Genomic DNA, 15,219 nt, shown 5'->3' on the forward strand with positions numbered 1-15,219 from the left:
GCCGTCGTCGGGAGCGTGCTCAGCGAACGGCGCGGATCCGCCGCACCACGCACACCACGATCACCGCGAGACCGGTGAGGGCGCTGACGGCCACGAGGGCGAGGCCGCCCACGAGGCCGACGTCCATCGCGGTGCTCTTGCCGAGCAGGTCCATGAGCACCGGGGTCGTGGCGCCGGAGTCCGGGTGGTCGCCGCCGTCGGGGAAGATGATCGCGGCCAGCGCGAAGGACCCCCAGGAGATGCCCAACAGCGTGTGCAGCAGGCGCCCCAGCCGGATGCCGCCCCGCTGCTCATCCTGCGGGTTCACGCGGGGCAGGAGGAACAGGCTCCCCACCATGAGCACGAGGGCGAGTTCGTGGGGCAGGGCGCCGAAGACCATGTAGATGACCGTCATCCAGCCGTTCGCGCCGAAGTTGGAGCGCAGGGCGAGCGCGATCAAGGGCAGCGCGAGGAGGGCCAGCGCCCACGGCAGCACGGCCCAGGGGCGCCACGTGCCCACGCTCGGGCCCTTGCGGGTGGGGGTCGGGGAGGCGAAGTCCGAGTGCTGGGTGCCGGGCGCTGCGGTGCTCATGGCGCCAGCGTAGCCAGGGGGTGGCATCCGTCACGCTGGTAGGATTCGGGGGTACGGCCTCCGTGCGCACCGCAAGGGGGCGTTTTCCATGTACGGGCCGGTCCGGGACGACCCGCGGCCCTGAGGAGAGATGCAGATGCCAGCGATCGCGATCGTCGGAGCCCAGTGGGGCGACGAGGGCAAGGGCAAGGCCACCGACCTGCTGGGCGGGCGAGTGGACTACGTCGTCAAGCCGAACGGCGGCAACAACGCCGGGCACACCGTCGTCGTCAACGGGGAGAAGTTCGAGCTCAAGCTGCTGCCCGCCGGCATCCTCTCGCCCAACGCGGTGCCGGTGATCGGCAACGGCGTGGTGGTGAACCTGGAGGCGCTGTTCGAGGAGATCGACGGGCTCGAGTCCCGCGGCCACTCGTGCGAGCACCTGAAGATCTCCGCCAACGCCCACCTCGTGGCGCCGTACCACCAGACCATGGACAAGGTGACCGAGCGGTTCCTGGGCAAGCGCGCGATCGGCACCACCGGCCGCGGCATCGGCCCCACCTACATGGACAAGGTGGCCCGCCTGGGCATCCGCGTGCAGGACATCTTCGACGAGTCGATCCTGCGCCAGAAGATCGAGGGCGCCCTGCGGCAGAAGAACGAGCTGCTGGTGAAGCTCTACAACCGCCGCGCCGTGACCGTGGACGAGATCGCCGAGTACTTCCTGGGCTACGCGGACCGCCTGCGCCCCATGGTCGTGGACTCCGTGAACCTGCTCAACGACGCCCTGGACGAGGGCAAGGTGGTGCTCATGGAGGGCGGCCAGGCCACCTACCTGGACGTGGACCACGGCACCTACCCGTTCGTGACCTCGTCCAACCCGACCGCCGGCGGCGCGGCCGTGGGCGCGGGCATCGGCCCCACCCGCTTCTCCCGGACCATCGGCATCGTGAAGGCCTACACCACGCGCGTCGGCGCCGGCCCGTTCCCCACGGAGCTCTTCGACGAGATGGGCGAGCAGCTGCGCACCACCGGCGGCGAGTTCGGCGTGAACACCGGCCGCCCGCGGCGCACCGGCTGGTACGACGCCGTCATGGCGCACTACGCCGCGCGGATCAACGGCTTCACGGACTACTTCCTCACCAAGCTGGACGTGCTCACCGGCATCGAGAAGATCCCGGTGTGCGTGGCCTACGAGGTGGACGGCGTGCGCCACGACCGCATGCCCATGACTCAGACCGAGTTCCATCACGCGAAGCCGGTCTACGAGCTCTTCGACGGGTGGACCGAGGACATCTCGGGCGCCCGCGCGTTCACGGACCTGCCGCTGAACGCCCAGCGCTACGTAGAGGCCCTCGAGAAGCTCTCCGGGTGCCGGATCTCCGCGATCGGTGTGGGCCCGGGCCGCGACCAGGTGGTCCAGGTCCGGGACCTCATCCAGGACTGACCCGGCCCACCGCCCCTCCCCCGCCTGCACTTTCGAACGTGAAAGAGGGCGAATGGGCGCTTTCGAACGTGAGATAGGGCCTATCTCACGTTCGAAAGCGCCCGGGGGTTCGCCGGGTCAGTCGGCCAGGCGGCCCGTGGTCGGGAAGCGCTCCCACACGCGGTGCGCGGGCAGCAGATCCGTCAGCCGGCTGACGGCGGAGGCGCCGTCCGCCGCGGACTCGACGCCCTTGCCGGACACCTGGGCGGCAGCGAGGACGGCCTCCGCCGGCTCGAGGGCGAGGATCGCCTTCGAGTGGCGCCACATCTCCTGCAGCACCTTGACGACGCGCGGGTCCACCGCCTCGGAGTCGGCGGCGCCGGCCTTCTGGTCCAGGCTGGGGGCGGCGTCTGCGGCGGGGGCCGCCGGCGAGGCCACGACCACGGCATCCAGCTCGATGGACGCGGCGGTCAGGTAGGTCCGCTGGGCCACGATCTCCCCGGCCACGGGGCCGCCCTTCGGTGCGATGACCAGCGGGACCATGCCCGCACCGTGGATGCCCTGCACGAGGGCGTCCAGCTCCTTCTCGTCCACGGACTCGCCCACCACGACGCCGACCTGACGGCCGTCGAGCGGCCACGCCCCGCCGATCTGGGACAGCACGGGGGAGGGCTGCACGTCGGCCGGGGTCTCGGTCGGCGCGGGGACGGGGATGCCCAGGCCGTCCGCGACCTGCTGGGCCAGTCGCGTGTCGATCGCGGCGAGGTGGGCCAGCTGGCGCTCGCGGATGGTCTGCTCGTAGCACTTGCCCAGCTCGAACGTGTACGCCTGCGCCACGTGCTCGCGCTCCACCTCGGAGAGGGAGAGGAAGAACAGGCGCGCCTGCGAGAAGTGGTCGTCGAAGGAGGCGGCGTGCGCGCGCTCCTTCACCGACGCCGGCAGCGGCTCCGGGTGCTCGATGAACGCGTGGTCGTCCGCGGGGGTCTCGTACGGCAGGCCGCCGTCGAGCGAGTTGGGCCGGTACGGCGCCACGCCGCGATGCACGGCGCTCTGGTGGAAGCCGTCACGCAGCATGTCGTTGACCGGGGCGTGCGGGCGGTTGATCGGCAGCTGGTTCCAGTTCGGCCCGCCGAGGCGGGTGAGCTGCGTGTCCAGGTAGGAGAAGAGGCGGCCCTGCAGGAGCGGGTCGTTGGTGACGTCGATGCCGGGCACGAGGTTGGCCGGGTTGAAGGCCACCTGCTCCGTCTCCGCGAAGTAGTTGGACGGGTTGGCGTTCAGCGTCATGCGGCCGAGGGGCTGCACGGGGGCGAGCTCCTCCGGGACCAGCTTCGTGGGGTCGAGCAGGTCGATGCCCTCGAACATCTGCTCCTCGTTGTCCTCGAACACCTGCACGCCGAGCTCCCACTCGGGGAAGGCGCCGGCCTCGATCGCGTCGGCGAGGTCACGCCGGTGGAAGTCCGGGTCCATGCCGTTGGTGAGCAGCGCCTCCTCCCAGGTCACGGAGTGCACGCCGAGCATCGGCTTCCAGTGGAACTTGACCAGCACGGTGGAGCCGTCCGCCGCGATCAGGCGGTAGGTGTGGACGCCGAAGCCCTCCATCATGCGGTAGGAGCGCGGGATGCCGCGGTCGGACATGTTCCACAGGGTGTGGTGCTGGGCCTCGGTGTGCAGGGACACGAAGTCCCAGAACGTGTCGTGCGCGGACTGCGCCTGCGGGATCTCGCGGTCCGGGTGCGGCTTCACCGAGTGCACCACGTCCGGGAACTTGATGGCGTCCTGCACGAAGAACACGGGGATGTTGTTGCCCACCAGGTCCCACGTGCCCTCGTCCGTGTAGAACTTGGTGGCGAAGCCGCGGGTGTCGCGGGCCAGGTCCATGGAGCCGCGGGAGCCGGCCACGGTGGAGAAGCGGACGAACACCTCCGTCTCCTTGTCCTTGGCGAAGAGTCCGGCCCGGCTGATCTTCGCGGCGGTGCCGTAGCCGCGGAACACGCCGTGGGCGCCGGCGCCGCGGGCGTGGACCACGCGCTCGGGGATGCGCTCGTGGTCGAAGTGGCTGAGCTTCTCCCGCAGGTGGTGGTCCTGCAGCAGGGTGGGGCCGCGGCGGCCGGCCTTGAGCGAGTGGTCCGAGTCCTGCAGGCGCACACCGTGCGCGGTGGTCAGGTACGGGCAGCCCTGCGCGGCGGTCGCGGGGTCGGCGCCGGTGTCCTGGCCGGTGGGGGAGACCTGTGCCGGACCGCGCTGGTCCGGGGCCGGGACGGCCACGGGCTGGTCCGGGTGGGTGAGGGCGGTGTGCTCCTCGAGGTCGGGGGTGATCGGCCCCGGCGTGCCGGGGATGTCGGGCTGCTGGGTGGTCATCGCGTCTGCTCCTGTGGTGTCGACGTGCCGCGCGGTGCCGCGCGGATCGGGGGCGGACGACGACGGCGGCCGATGCGGGCCGACGTCGTGCCCGGTCCCCAGCGTGGCGGCTGGCCGCGGCGCTGACCAGGGATGACGGCCACCGGCAGGGGCCTGGCTACCCTGGGGGCATGAGGATCAGCGTCGGACAGTTCGGACCCGTGGGCGACGTCGAGGCGAACCTGGCCGTGATGGCCCGCCTCGCCGCCCGCGCCGCGGGCGAGGGGGCGGACCTCCTGGTGCTGCCCGAGGAGGCCATGCTCGGGGCCCGCGAGGTGGGGGAGGAGTTCCCCGACGCCGTCGCCGCGGCCTGGGAGCCGTTCGCCGCGGGCCTGGCGGCGCTGGCGCGTGAGCACGGGATCGCCGTCGTCGCGGGCGGCTACGAGCCGGGACCGGACCGGCGTCCCTACAACACGCTGCTGGCGGTGGGCGCGGACGGCGCCCGGCTGGGCGCGTACCGCAAGCTCCACCTCTACGACGCGTTCGCGCACCGCGAGTCGGACCGGATCACCCCCGGCGACGGCGGCGTCGCGGCGATCGAGCTCGGCGGGCTCCGCCTGGGCCTGCTCACCTGCTACGACCTGCGCTTCCCCGAGCTGTCCCGGCGTCTGGCGGTGGAGGGCGCGGACGTGCTCGTGATCCCCGCGGCGTGGTTCTCCGGCGAGCACAAGGTGGACCACTGGCGCACCCTGCTCAAGGCCCGCGCGGTGGAGAACACGGTGTGGGTGGCCGCGGCCGACACGTGCTCGGACGGCACCGTGGGCCACTCGATGATCGTGGACCCGCTGGCGCTGCCCGTCGCCGAGCTCGCCGACGAGCGGGAGGCCGTGGTGACCGCGGAGGTCACCCGCGAGCGGATCGACGAGGTCCGGGAGTTCCTCCCCTCGCTCGCCAACCGCCGCACCGACGTCCTCTGAGCCGCCCCCCGCCCGGCGGACGGGTCACCATTACCCCCTCGGGCTGGGAAAAGCCTAAAATCACGTCAGACGTGCAACCAGACGGGCGCCCCGGCGCTCGGAACGCGCCCCGCCCGGGGCGGGACGGGAGATCAGAGATGACCATCAACGCCGACGGCAGCCACGCCGTCCAGCCCCACGCCGCGAACGCCCACACCGCCCCGGCCCGCCCCGTGCGCCACGCCGTGGTGGAGGAGGAGGTGCTCGAGCCGCTGGGCCCGGTGGAGGGCTGGGGCTTCACCAACCGCGTCATCCTCGTCTCGGTGCTCGTCGTGATCATCGGCAACGTCGTGCGCGTGCTCACCGGCGACCTGGGTGATCCGAACGGCTCCGTGGCGCTGGGCGAGACCGGCCACGGCTGGGTCGTGCTGGTGCAGTCGTTCATGTTCGGCCTGGTGGGCGGCGCCCTGGCGGGCGCGGCCGGCTACCTGGTCGTGCTGCTGATGGGCGGGGCTGCCCGCTCCGTCGTGCGCTACGTGGTCGGTGGCGTGGTCGGCGGCTTCCTCGGTGCCGTGGGCCTGTTCGCGGTGTTCTCCAACACCGTCCTCTACGGGGCGGGCCTGCACCTGTTCTGGATGCTGCCGGTGGCGGGCCTGCTCGGCGGCCTCTGGGCGGGCGTCGTCTCCTCCCGCCGCTGATCCCCGCAACCGGCGCCTCGGGCGCCGGCCGCAGAGAAAGGCCCCGGTTCCGGCTCTCGCCGGGCCCGGGGCCTTCTCCGTCATCACTCGCACCTTCGATGAGGTGGCTTCAGCCTACGAACTCGCCTTGGGCTTTCCAGGGGAGTCGGCTGGGCGTTCCCTGGGAGTGTCGGCCGCCCCGAGCAGGTGCGCGAGCTCGCCGGTGGCGGCGACGAGGGCCGCCCCGCACCGGTCCGCCAGCTCGTCCGTGCAGCGGTAGGCCGGCACGAGCGTGCTGAGCGCACCGACCACCGTGCCCGCCACGCTGATGGGGGCGGACAGCGAGGTGACGTCCTTCTCCACGGAACGGGTGCGCAGCGTGTAGTCCCCCGCGGCCACGCTGCCGCGCAGGGCGTCGCCCACGGCCGTGCCCGCCAGGGGGACGGTGCGTCCGACCCAGTTCGTGTGGCGGACGGAGTGCGTGCCCTCCACGATCGCCAGGTAGACGGCGGAGTCCGGAGGGGTCGTCACCGAGAGGTAGACGGATTCGCCCGTGGCGGCCACGACGTGGTCCATCGGCCCGCGGGCCAGCTGCACGAGCGAGTCTCGGGAGAAGGCCCGCGCCCCGAGCTGGATGAGGCGCACGCCGGGGCGGTAGGCGCCGTCGTCGTCGCGGGCCACGAAGCCGGATCCCTCGAGGCTGCGCAGCAGGCGCAGCGCCGTGGACGCCGGCAGCTCCGTGGCGCGGGCGGCCTCGGTCAGGCTCAGCCGGGGCTGCTCGGTGACGGCGGCGAGCAGGTCCAGGGCCCGGTCCACGGTGCGCGTCGAGGCGGTGGGGGTGGTGGTCATGAGAGGGAGCGTAACGGGTGCGGGACACGCGGATCGGGCTTGCGCGTGAGCCGAGTCACTGTTTCAATGTTCGGAAAGTGCATGCCGAGCCGTGAAATCACCGGGGCTACCCGTCCCGGCGGCGCACGCACCCCGTCGAGAGGAACTGCCATGGCCGAGGGCTTCACCCAGCACGACCCGTCCCGCACCATCCGCGCCCCGCGCGGCACCGAGCTCTCCGCCAAGTCCTGGCAGACCGAGGCCCCGCTGCGGATGCTCATGAACAACCTGGACCCCGAGGTCGCCGAGCGTCCCGAGGACCTCGTCGTCTACGGCGGCACCGGCCGCGCGGCCCGCTCCTGGGAGGCCTACGACGCCATCGTCGCCACCCTCAAGGACCTCGAGGAGGACGAGACCCTCCTGGTGCAGTCCGGCAAGCCGGTGGGCGTGTTCCGCACCAACAAGTGGGCCCCGCGCGTGCTGATCGCCAACTCCAACCTCGTGGGCGACTGGGCCACGTGGCCGGAGTTCCGCAAGCTCGAGGCCGAGGGCCTGATGATGTACGGCCAGATGACCGCCGGCTCGTGGATCTACATCGCCACCCAGGGCATCCTGCAGGGCACCTACGAGACCTTCGCCGCGATCGGCCGCAAGCGCTACGACGGCTCCCTCCAGGGCACCCTCACCCTCACCGGCGGCTGCGGCGGCATGGGCGGCGCCCAGCCCCTGGCCGTCACCCTCAACGGCGGCGTCTGCCTGATCGTGGACGTCTCGGAGGACCGCCTGCGCCGTCGCATGGGCAAGCGCTACCTGGACGAGGTGGAGACGGACATCGACAAGGCCGTCGAGCGCGTCATGCAGGCCAAGCGCGACGGCGAGGCCGTCTCCGTGGGCCTCGTGGGCAACGCCGCCGAGGTGTTCCCCGAGCTGCTCGAGCGCCAGAAGGCCGGCACCGTCGAGATCGACATCGTCACCGACCAGACCTCCGCGCACGACCCGCTGTCCTACCTGCCGATCGAGATCGACGAGAAGGACTGGCACGCCGAGGCCGAGGCCGACCCGGACACCTTCACCAAGAAGGCCCAGGAGTCCATGGCCCGCCAGGTCGAGGCCATGGTCGGCTTCCAGGACATCGGCGCCGAGGTGTTCGACTACGGCAACTCCATCCGCGACGAGGCCCGCAAGGCCGGCTACTCCCGCGCGTTCGAGTTCCCGGGCTTCGTCCCGGCCTACATCCGCCCGCTGTTCTGCGAGGGCCTCGGCCCGTTCCGCTGGGCCGCGCTCTCCGGCGACCCGGAGGACATCCGCGTGACCGACGAGGCCCTGAAGGAGCTGTTCCCCGAGAACGAGCACCTGCACCGCTGGCTCGACGGCGCCGCCGAGTTCGTGGAGTTCGAGGGCCTGCCGGCCCGCATCTGCTGGCTGGGCTACGGCGAGCGCCACAAGGCCGGCCTGCTCTTCAACCAGCTCGTGGCCGAGGGCAAGGTCAAGGCGCCGATCGTGATCGGCCGCGACCACCTCGACTCCGGCTCCGTGGCCTCCCCGTACCGCGAGACCGAGTCCATGCTGGACGGCTCCGACGCGATCGCCGACTGGCCGCTGCTGAACGCCCTGACCGCCACCTCCTCCGGCGCCACCTGGGTGTCGATCCACCACGGCGGCGGCGTCGGCATCGGCCGGTCCATCCACGCCGGCCAGGTGGGCGTTGCCGACGGCACCGAGCTGGCCGCGGCCAAGCTCGAGGCGCTGCTCACCAACGACCCCGGCATGGGCGTCATCCGCCACGTCGACGCCGGCTACTCCCGCGCCGTCGAGGTCGCCGCCGAGCGCGGCGTCCGTGTGCCCATGGAGGCCACGATCCGGGACTGACCCCGGTCACGTCGTCGGACGGCGACGGTGCCGCCGCGCCGTCGCCGTCCGACGGCTTCACCGCCGCGAGCCGGACGGGCGGACGCCCGTCCGGCTCGCGATCGAAAGGACACCACGATGGACTCGTCCCGCCCCGCAGACCACGAGCTGCACACCGACACCACCGCGATGGCCGCGATCGAGGCCGACGCGCCCCGCCCGCCGGCGCGCTGGCGCATGATCGTCTACTCGGCGATCGGCATCGTCATGTTCTTCGTGCCCGTCACGATCAACGGGGCGAGCTCCATCCCGCTGGACCACCTGGTGACCTGGGTGCGCGGGCTGCTCGGCCCGGCCGACCGCTGGGTGGGCATGGCCATCATCGCCGCCGGCGCCGTGTACCCGTTCGCCTCGGGCCGCTGGCGCACCAGCACCACCCGGACGGTCTTCGCCTTCCTCGCCGTGCTCGGCCTGGTCGCCTCGGCGATGGTCGTGTTCGGCGTGGGCCCGAGCTGGATCCTGGACGAGAGCATCGGCCCGTTCCTGATGGACAAGCTCGTGGTGCCCGTGGGCCTGATCGTCCCCATCGGCGGCGTCTTCCTGGCCCTCGTGATCGGCTACGGCCTCATGGAGTTCGTGGGCGTCTACCTGCACCCGGCCATGCGGCCGATCTGGCGCGTGCCCGGCCGCGCCGCCGTCGACGCCGTCGCCTCCTTCGTGGGCTCCTACGCCCTGGGCCTGCTGCTGACGAACCGCATGTACACCGGCGGCCGCTACACGGCCCGCGAGGCGGCGATCATCGCCGTCGGCTTCTCCACGGTGTCCGCGACCTTCATGGTGATCGTGGCCAAGACGCTGGGCCTGATGGACATCTGGCTCTGGTACTTCTTCGGCACCCTCGCGGTGACGTTCGCGGTCACCGCCATCACGGTGCGCATCCCGCCGCTGAGCCGCATCCCGGACGAGTGCTACCCGGGCGTCACCCACTCGCCCGAGCAGGCCGTCACCCGGGACCGCTTCCGCGTGGCCCGTCGCGCCGCCGAGCAGACCCTCGCCGAGGCCCCGTCCCTGCCGAAGAACATCTGGGTCAACTTCCGGGATGGACTCGTGATGGTGCTCCAGATCCTGCCGTCCATCATGTCCGTGGGCCTGATCGCCCTGGTCCTGGCCACGTACACGCCCGTGTTCGAGTGGATCGGCGTGATCTTCTACCCGCTGTTCTGGGCGCTCGGCTACTCCGACCCCGGCCTGCTGGCCTCGGCCTCCGCCACCTCGATCGCCGAGATGTTCATCCCGGCCACGATGGCGGCCGGTCACGAGGACCTCGTCGCCCGGTTCGTGATCGGCGTCGTCTGCGTCTCCGCGATCATCTTCTTCTCCGCGGTGGTTCCTGCCATCCTGGCCACGGACATCCCCGTGAAGATGTGGCACCTCCTGGTGATCTGGGTCGAGCGCGTGGCGCTCACCATCGTGCTGGCCACGCCGCTGGCCCACCTGGTGGCCGCGCTCACCTGAGGCCCGCCCCACCGGCCCACCCCCGTCCGTCCCGCAGAGAGGCCCCCATGCGCTCCACGCTCATCACCGACATCGCCGAGCTGACCACCGTCGACCCCGAAGGGCGGGTGCTCACGGACGCGGCCGTCGTCGTCGAGGACGAGCGCATCGCCTGGATCGGCCCCGCCGCGGACGCCCCGGAGGCGGACGACCGGGTGTCCGTCGAGGGCCGCGCCGTGCTGCCCGGCTGGGTGGACTCCCACACGCATCTCGTGTTCGACGGGGACCGCTCCGCCGAGTTCGAGGCCCGCATGGCCGGCGAGTCCTACGCGGCCGGCGGCATCGGCGTGACCACCTCCGCCACCCGCGCCGCCTCGGACGCTCGCCTGGCCGAGCTGGTCCGCGGCCGGGTGGCCGACGCGGTGGCCGGCGGCACCACCTACCTCGAGACCAAGACCGGCTACGGGCTCACCGTGGAGGAGGAGGCGCGCCACGCGCGCCTGCTGGCCGGGCTGCGCGAGGAGGGCCTCGTGGACGAGGTGACCTTCCTCGGCGCCCACCTCGTGCCCCCGGGCCGGGATGCGGAGGACTACCTGGACGACGTCGTCGGGCCGATGCTCGCGGCCGTGCGGGAGCACGTGGGCTGGGTGGACGTGTTCTGCGACACCGGCGCCTTCGACGCCGAGCAGACCCGCCGCGTGCTCGCCGCGGGTGTGGCGGCGGGCCTGGGCGTGCGCCTGCACGGCAACCAGATCGAGCAGGGCCCGGGGGTGGGCGTGGCCGTGGAGTTCGGCGCCGCCTCCGTGGACCACGTCAACCACCTCTCCGACGCGGACGTCGAGGCCCTGGCCGGCACCTGGGCCGACTGGGACCGCGCCTCCGCCACCGGGACGCCCGGCACCGTGGCCGGCTGCCTGCCCGCGTGCGACCTGTCCACCCGCGCCCCGCTGGCGCCCGCGCGTCGTCTGCTCGACGCCGGCATCGAGGTCTCCCTGGCCTCGAACTGCAACCCGGGCACCAGCTACACCACGTCCATGAACTTCAACGTGGGCACCGCCGTGCTGCAGATGCACCTGACCCTCGCCGAGGCCGTGCGCGCCGCCACCCTCGGCGGGGCCCTCGGCCTGCGCGCGCAGGACCGCGTCGGCAGCCTCGAGGTCGGCAAGCGCGCCGACCTGCACGTGCTCGACGCCCCCGCCGCCATCCACCTGGCCTACCGCCCCGGCATGCCGCTGACCCACGCGGTCTGGCGCGCGGGCCGCCGGGCCGTCTGATCGACCGACAGCAAGGAGAACGCATCACCATGACCACCCCTCCCGTCACCGTCACGCTCGGCACGTCCGGGGCCACCCTGGACGACGTCGTCGCCGTGGCCCGCCACGACGCCCGCGTGGTGCTCGCCGACGACGTGCTCGAGACCGTCGGCGCGGTGCGCCGCCACGTCGAGGCGCTGGCCGAGGCCGAGACGCCCACCTACGGCGTGTCCACCGGCTTCGGCGCGCTCGCGGACAAGCACATCCCGCTCGAGTCCCGCGCGCAGCTGCAGAAGTCCCTGATCCGCTCCCACGCCGCCGGCATGGGCCCCGTGGTGGAGCGCGAGGTCGTCCGCGCGCTGATGTTCCTGCGGGCCACCACGCTGGCCTCCGGCCGCACGGGCGTGCGCCCCGTGGTGGTCGAGACCTTCGTGGCCATGCTCAACGCGGGCATCACCCCCGCCGTGCGCGAGTTCGGCTCCCTGGGCTGCTCCGGTGACCTCGCCCCCCTCTCCCACGTGGCCCTGGCGCTGATGGGCGAGGGCGACGTCGTCGGGACGGACGGCGCGCTGCGTCCGGCCGGCGAGGCGCTCGCCGAGGCCGGGATCGAGCCGGTCGAGCTGCGGGAGAAGGAGGGCCTGGCCCTCGTCAACGGCACCGAGGGCATGCTCGGCATGCTGATCATGGCGCTGGCCGACCTCGAGGAGCTCGCCGACACCGTGGACCTCACCGCCGCGATGTCCGTGGAGGCGCTGCTCGGCACCGACCGCGTGTTCGTGCCGGAGCTGCACCTGCCGCTGCGCCCCCACCCGGGCCAGGCGACCTCCGCCGACCGGATGCTGAAGATCCTGGCGGGCTCGCCGATCGTGGCCAGCCACAAGGAGGGCGACTCCCGCGTGCAGGACGCCTACTCGCTGCGCTGCGCCCCGCAGGTGGCCGGCGGCCTCCGCGACACCCTCGCGTACGTGCGCACCGTGGCCGAGCGCGAGCTCGCCGCGACCGTGGACAACCCGGTGGTGCTCGACGACGGCCGGGTGAGCTCGAACGGCAACTTCCACGGGGCGCCCGTGGCGTACGTGCTGGACTTCCTGGCCATCCCGGTGGCCGACGTCGCCAGCATGTCCGAGCGCCGCACCGACCGCATGCTGGACCCGGCCCGCTCGCACGGGCTGCCCGCGTTCCTCGTGGACGACCCGGGCGTGGACTCCGGCATGATGATCGCCCAGTACACGCAGGCCGGGCTCGTCTCGGACATGAAGCGCCTGGCCGTGCCCGCGTCCGTGGACTCCATCCCGTCCTCCGCGATGCAGGAGGACCACGTCTCCATGGGCTGGCACGCCGCCCGCAAGCTGCGCTCGGCCGTGGAGAACTTCCGCCGGGTGCTCGCCGTCGAGCTCGTGGCCGCCGCCCGCGCGATCGAGCTGCGCGCCCCGCTGCAGCCCTCCGCCGCGACCGGTGCCGCCGTCCGCGTGATCCGCGAGGCCGGTGTCCCCGGCCCCGGCCCGGACCAGTACATGGCCCCGCAGCTGGCCGCCGCCGAGCAGGCCCTGCGCGACGGGTCCGTGCTGGCCGCCGTGGCGGAGGCGCTCGCGGGCGTGTCCGCCGACGCCGAGCCGCAGGACCTGGCCGAGGAGTCCGAGGGCGCCGAGGCCGAGGGGCACTGACGCCACAGCGTCATCCGACGCCGCAGAGTGGTCACGACACGCCGCGTGCGTCTGCGCGAGACGGCGTGTCGTGACCACTCTGTGTGTGGAGGGGCGGCCTGCGGGTCGGGTCGGTTGGCCCCGGCTCAGGCCGCCAGGTCCACGTCCTTCGTCTCCTTCATGAACAGGCCGGTCAGGCCGGTGAGGCCGCCGACCACCATGAGGTAGATCGGGAACGCGCTGGTCCACCCCTGCGCCGTCAGCCACGTGATCAGGTACGGCGCCGTGCCGCCGAAGATCGCGGTGGCCAGTGAGAGCATGGTGGCCACGCCCTTGGCGCGCACCGCCGTGGGCAGCGCCTCGGACCAGACGGCGCCGTTGACGCCGAACAGCAGCGCCACGGCCAGCAGGGCGATGGTCTGCACGAGCAGGAACGAGGCGAAGGTGCCGTCCAGCATGCCGAACAGCGGGAACGGCAGCACCACGAAGAGCAGGCCGAAGGCGATGACCAGCGGGCGGCGGCCGACCCGGTCGCCCAGCAGGCCCGCCCCGAGGATGGCGACCAGGAAGATCACCTGGGCCACGAGCGAGGCCGAGAGGGTGGTGGACTTGTCCATCTGATGGGCCACCTGCGCGTGCGTGGGCAGGTAGATCAGCCACGTGTAGAACATCAGGGAGCCGCCCGCGGAGACCAGGAAGATCGTCAGCAGGCCGCGCCACACCGCACCCGGCTCCCGGCGGGGAGCGTCGTCGGCGGTGGGCACCACCTGCTGCGCCGCCGTGAAGTGCTCCGACTCCGTCAGGCTCCGGCGCAGGTACAGCGCGTAGAGGCCGAGGACGCCGCCGATGCCGAACGCCACGCGCCAGCCCCAGGACGCCACCTGCTCGTGGGAGAGCAGCGTGTTGACGGCCAGGCCCACGAGTGTCGCCAGGATCGTGCCCACCACCACGGACACCCACGACGTCGCCCCGAACAGCCCGCGCCGGCCCTGCGGCGCCCGCTCCACGAGGTAGGTCACGGAGGTGCCCATCTCGCCGCCGTGCGCCAGGCCCTGCAGCAGACGGGCGATGACGAGGATCACCGAGGCGAGGACGCCCACCGTGCCGTAGGTGGGGGTGAAGGCGATGATCAGGCTGCCGAGCGCGGTGATCATCATCGCCGCGAAGAGGCTGCGCTTGCGGCCCACCCGGTCCGCGTAGGCGCCGAACACGTAGCCGCCGATGGGGCGGGCGACGAAGCCCACCGCGAAGACGGCCAGGGTGGCGAGCAGCTCGGAGGTGGGGTTGTCCGCGTGGAAGATCTGCGCCGCGAAGACCGGGGCGAAGATCGTGTAGACGTTCCAGTCGTACCACTCCAGCGCGTTGCCGAAGTTCACGGCCAGCATGTCCTTCAGGCTCCGGGGGCGGGCCCCGGGCACGGGAGCGGGCCGGGCCGCACCGGTGGCCGCGGTGCTCATGACCGCCCCTCGAGGCCGGCCTGGGCATCGCCGTCGGCGCCGGGCACCCGCATCTCGAAGGTCTCCCGCACCACGGTGTAGTCGAAGTAGCCCAGGCGGGCGATCGGCTGGATGCGCGGGATGTCGAGGCGGCCGTCGGAGGTGATGACGTCGTCGTCGATGTGGATGGTGTCCACGTGGGCGAAGACCACGTCGATGGTGCCGACGTTCGAGTCGCCCTTGATGCGGTGCGTCGAGTGGTAGCGGCACTCGAAGCGCACGGGGGACTCGGCGACCATCGGGATGGGGTGGGCGTCCGCGTAGACCTTGGTGACGCCGTGCTCCGCGATGCGGTCCCACTCGCTCTCGCCCGGCTCCAGGGCCATGGCGGAGACGTTGACGGCCTCGCGCAGGTCGTAGGTGGCCATGTTCCACACGAACCAGCCGGTCTGCTCCGCGTTGAGGACGGTGTCCTTGCGGCGTCCGTCCGGGTACTGGTTCGCGGAGAACATCACCATGGGCGGGTCGAAGGTGAGGTTCTGCCACTGGCTGTAGGGGGCGATGTTCTCCCGGCCGTCCGTGCTCACGGAGGACAGCCAGCCGATGGGCCGCGGCACGGTGGAGCTCTTGAAGGGGGAGAAGGGCAGGGGGTTGGCCTCGTGCTGCGGGCGGTACTTCACGGGTCCTCCATGTGATGCCGGTAACAGGATGTGGGCCACGCTACGCCGCATATTCCGGATATATCAAGCGGAGGGGGGGAAGATGACTGCC

Annotated in this window: 12 protein-coding genes; 7 read left to right on the forward strand and 5 right to left on the reverse strand. The window is 72.3% G+C overall.

Going from position 1 to position 15,219, the window contains the following annotated elements; all coding sequences use genetic code 11:
- Nucleotides 1-19: 19 nt before the first annotated feature.
- A complete protein-coding gene (locus AC0VX0_RS00825; RefSeq protein ID WP_122054886.1) occupies nucleotides 20-571 on the reverse strand; it encodes a hypothetical protein in 552 nt (183 codons plus the stop codon).
- Between the two features lie 136 nt (nucleotides 572-707).
- Between AC0VX0_RS00825 and AC0VX0_RS00830 the strand changes: the two genes are divergently transcribed.
- A complete protein-coding gene (locus AC0VX0_RS00830; RefSeq protein WP_098094805.1) occupies nucleotides 708-1,997 on the forward strand; it encodes an adenylosuccinate synthase in 1,290 nt (429 codons plus the stop codon).
- Nucleotides 1,998-2,114: 117 nt separating this feature from the next.
- On the opposite strand, the gene AC0VX0_RS00835 is transcribed toward AC0VX0_RS00830, so the two are convergent.
- Nucleotides 2,115-4,334, reverse strand: a complete 2,220-nt coding sequence (locus AC0VX0_RS00835; RefSeq protein ID WP_122054888.1) for a catalase — start codon at nucleotides 4,332-4,334, stop codon at nucleotides 2,115-2,117.
- A gap of 170 nt (nucleotides 4,335-4,504) precedes the next feature.
- Between AC0VX0_RS00835 and AC0VX0_RS00840 the strand changes: the two genes are divergently transcribed.
- Nucleotides 4,505-5,290, forward strand: coding sequence for a carbon-nitrogen hydrolase family protein (locus tag AC0VX0_RS00840; protein WP_098093794.1), 786 nt, complete (start codon nucleotides 4,505-4,507; stop codon nucleotides 5,288-5,290).
- A gap of 137 nt (nucleotides 5,291-5,427) precedes the next feature.
- Nucleotides 5,428-5,967: a hypothetical protein gene (locus AC0VX0_RS00845; protein ID WP_036315779.1), complete on the forward strand. Its 540-nt coding sequence runs from the start codon at nucleotides 5,428-5,430 to the stop codon at nucleotides 5,965-5,967.
- Between the two features lie 114 nt (nucleotides 5,968-6,081).
- Here the strand turns inward: AC0VX0_RS00845 and AC0VX0_RS00850 are convergent, their stop codons facing one another.
- Nucleotides 6,082-6,795 carry an IclR family transcriptional regulator gene (locus AC0VX0_RS00850; RefSeq protein WP_041104426.1) on the reverse strand — a complete coding sequence of 238 codons (714 nt, stop codon included), beginning with the start codon at nucleotides 6,793-6,795 and terminating at the stop codon, nucleotides 6,082-6,084.
- Between the two features lie 150 nt (nucleotides 6,796-6,945).
- Between AC0VX0_RS00850 and hutU the strand changes: the two genes are divergently transcribed.
- From hutU to hutH, 4 genes are all read left to right on the forward strand, one after another.
- A complete protein-coding gene (gene hutU / locus AC0VX0_RS00855) occupies nucleotides 6,946-8,643 on the forward strand; it encodes a urocanate hydratase (RefSeq protein WP_041104428.1) in 1,698 nt (565 codons plus the stop codon).
- Between the two features lie 117 nt (nucleotides 8,644-8,760).
- Entirely contained in the window at nucleotides 8,761-10,137 is a 1,377-nt protein-coding gene (locus tag AC0VX0_RS00860; protein WP_119217593.1) for a YjiH family protein, read from the forward strand.
- Between the two features lie 47 nt (nucleotides 10,138-10,184).
- Nucleotides 10,185-11,390: an imidazolonepropionase gene (hutI, locus tag AC0VX0_RS00865; RefSeq protein WP_036384398.1), complete on the forward strand. Its 1,206-nt coding sequence runs from the start codon at nucleotides 10,185-10,187 to the stop codon at nucleotides 11,388-11,390.
- 29 nt (nucleotides 11,391-11,419) lie between these two features.
- On the forward strand, nucleotides 11,420-13,033 hold the full coding sequence (gene hutH, locus AC0VX0_RS00870; protein WP_041104432.1) for a histidine ammonia-lyase: 1,614 nt from the start codon (nucleotides 11,420-11,422) through the stop codon (nucleotides 13,031-13,033).
- 125 nt (nucleotides 13,034-13,158) lie between these two features.
- On the opposite strand, the gene AC0VX0_RS00875 is transcribed toward hutH, so the two are convergent.
- Together AC0VX0_RS00875 and AC0VX0_RS00880 are read right to left on the reverse strand one after the other, a co-directional pair.
- Entirely contained in the window at nucleotides 13,159-14,469 is a 1,311-nt protein-coding gene (locus AC0VX0_RS00875) for an MFS transporter (RefSeq protein WP_041104434.1), read from the reverse strand.
- Nucleotides 14,466-15,128, reverse strand: coding sequence for a flavin reductase family protein (locus AC0VX0_RS00880; RefSeq protein WP_144861869.1), 663 nt, complete (start codon nucleotides 15,126-15,128; stop codon nucleotides 14,466-14,468). Before AC0VX0_RS00880 ends, AC0VX0_RS00875 begins: the two co-directional genes overlap by 4 nt.
- Nucleotides 15,129-15,219: the final 91 nt, after the last annotated feature.

Source organism: Micrococcus sp. iso_26, assembly GCF_056172975.1.

Coding starts and splice junctions, on each gene's coding strand:
- AC0VX0_RS00825 (WP_122054886.1), bottom strand. CDS start 571: ATGAGCACCGCAGCGCCCGGCACCCAGCACTCGGACTTCGCCTCCCCG.
- AC0VX0_RS00830 (WP_098094805.1), top strand. CDS start 708: ATGCCAGCGATCGCGATCGTCGGAGCCCAGTGGGGCGACGAGGGCAAG.
- AC0VX0_RS00835 (WP_122054888.1), bottom strand. CDS start 4,334: ATGACCACCCAGCAGCCCGACATCCCCGGCACGCCGGGGCCGATCACC.
- AC0VX0_RS00840 (WP_098093794.1), top strand. CDS start 4,505: ATGAGGATCAGCGTCGGACAGTTCGGACCCGTGGGCGACGTCGAGGCG.
- AC0VX0_RS00845 (WP_036315779.1), top strand. CDS start 5,428: ATGACCATCAACGCCGACGGCAGCCACGCCGTCCAGCCCCACGCCGCG.
- AC0VX0_RS00850 (WP_041104426.1), bottom strand. CDS start 6,795: ATGACCACCACCCCCACCGCCTCGACGCGCACCGTGGACCGGGCCCTG.
- hutU (WP_041104428.1), top strand. CDS start 6,946: ATGGCCGAGGGCTTCACCCAGCACGACCCGTCCCGCACCATCCGCGCC.
- AC0VX0_RS00860 (WP_119217593.1), top strand. CDS start 8,761: ATGGACTCGTCCCGCCCCGCAGACCACGAGCTGCACACCGACACCACC.
- hutI (WP_036384398.1), top strand. CDS start 10,185: ATGCGCTCCACGCTCATCACCGACATCGCCGAGCTGACCACCGTCGAC.
- hutH (WP_041104432.1), top strand. CDS start 11,420: ATGACCACCCCTCCCGTCACCGTCACGCTCGGCACGTCCGGGGCCACC.
- AC0VX0_RS00875 (WP_041104434.1), bottom strand. CDS start 14,469: ATGAGCACCGCGGCCACCGGTGCGGCCCGGCCCGCTCCCGTGCCCGGG.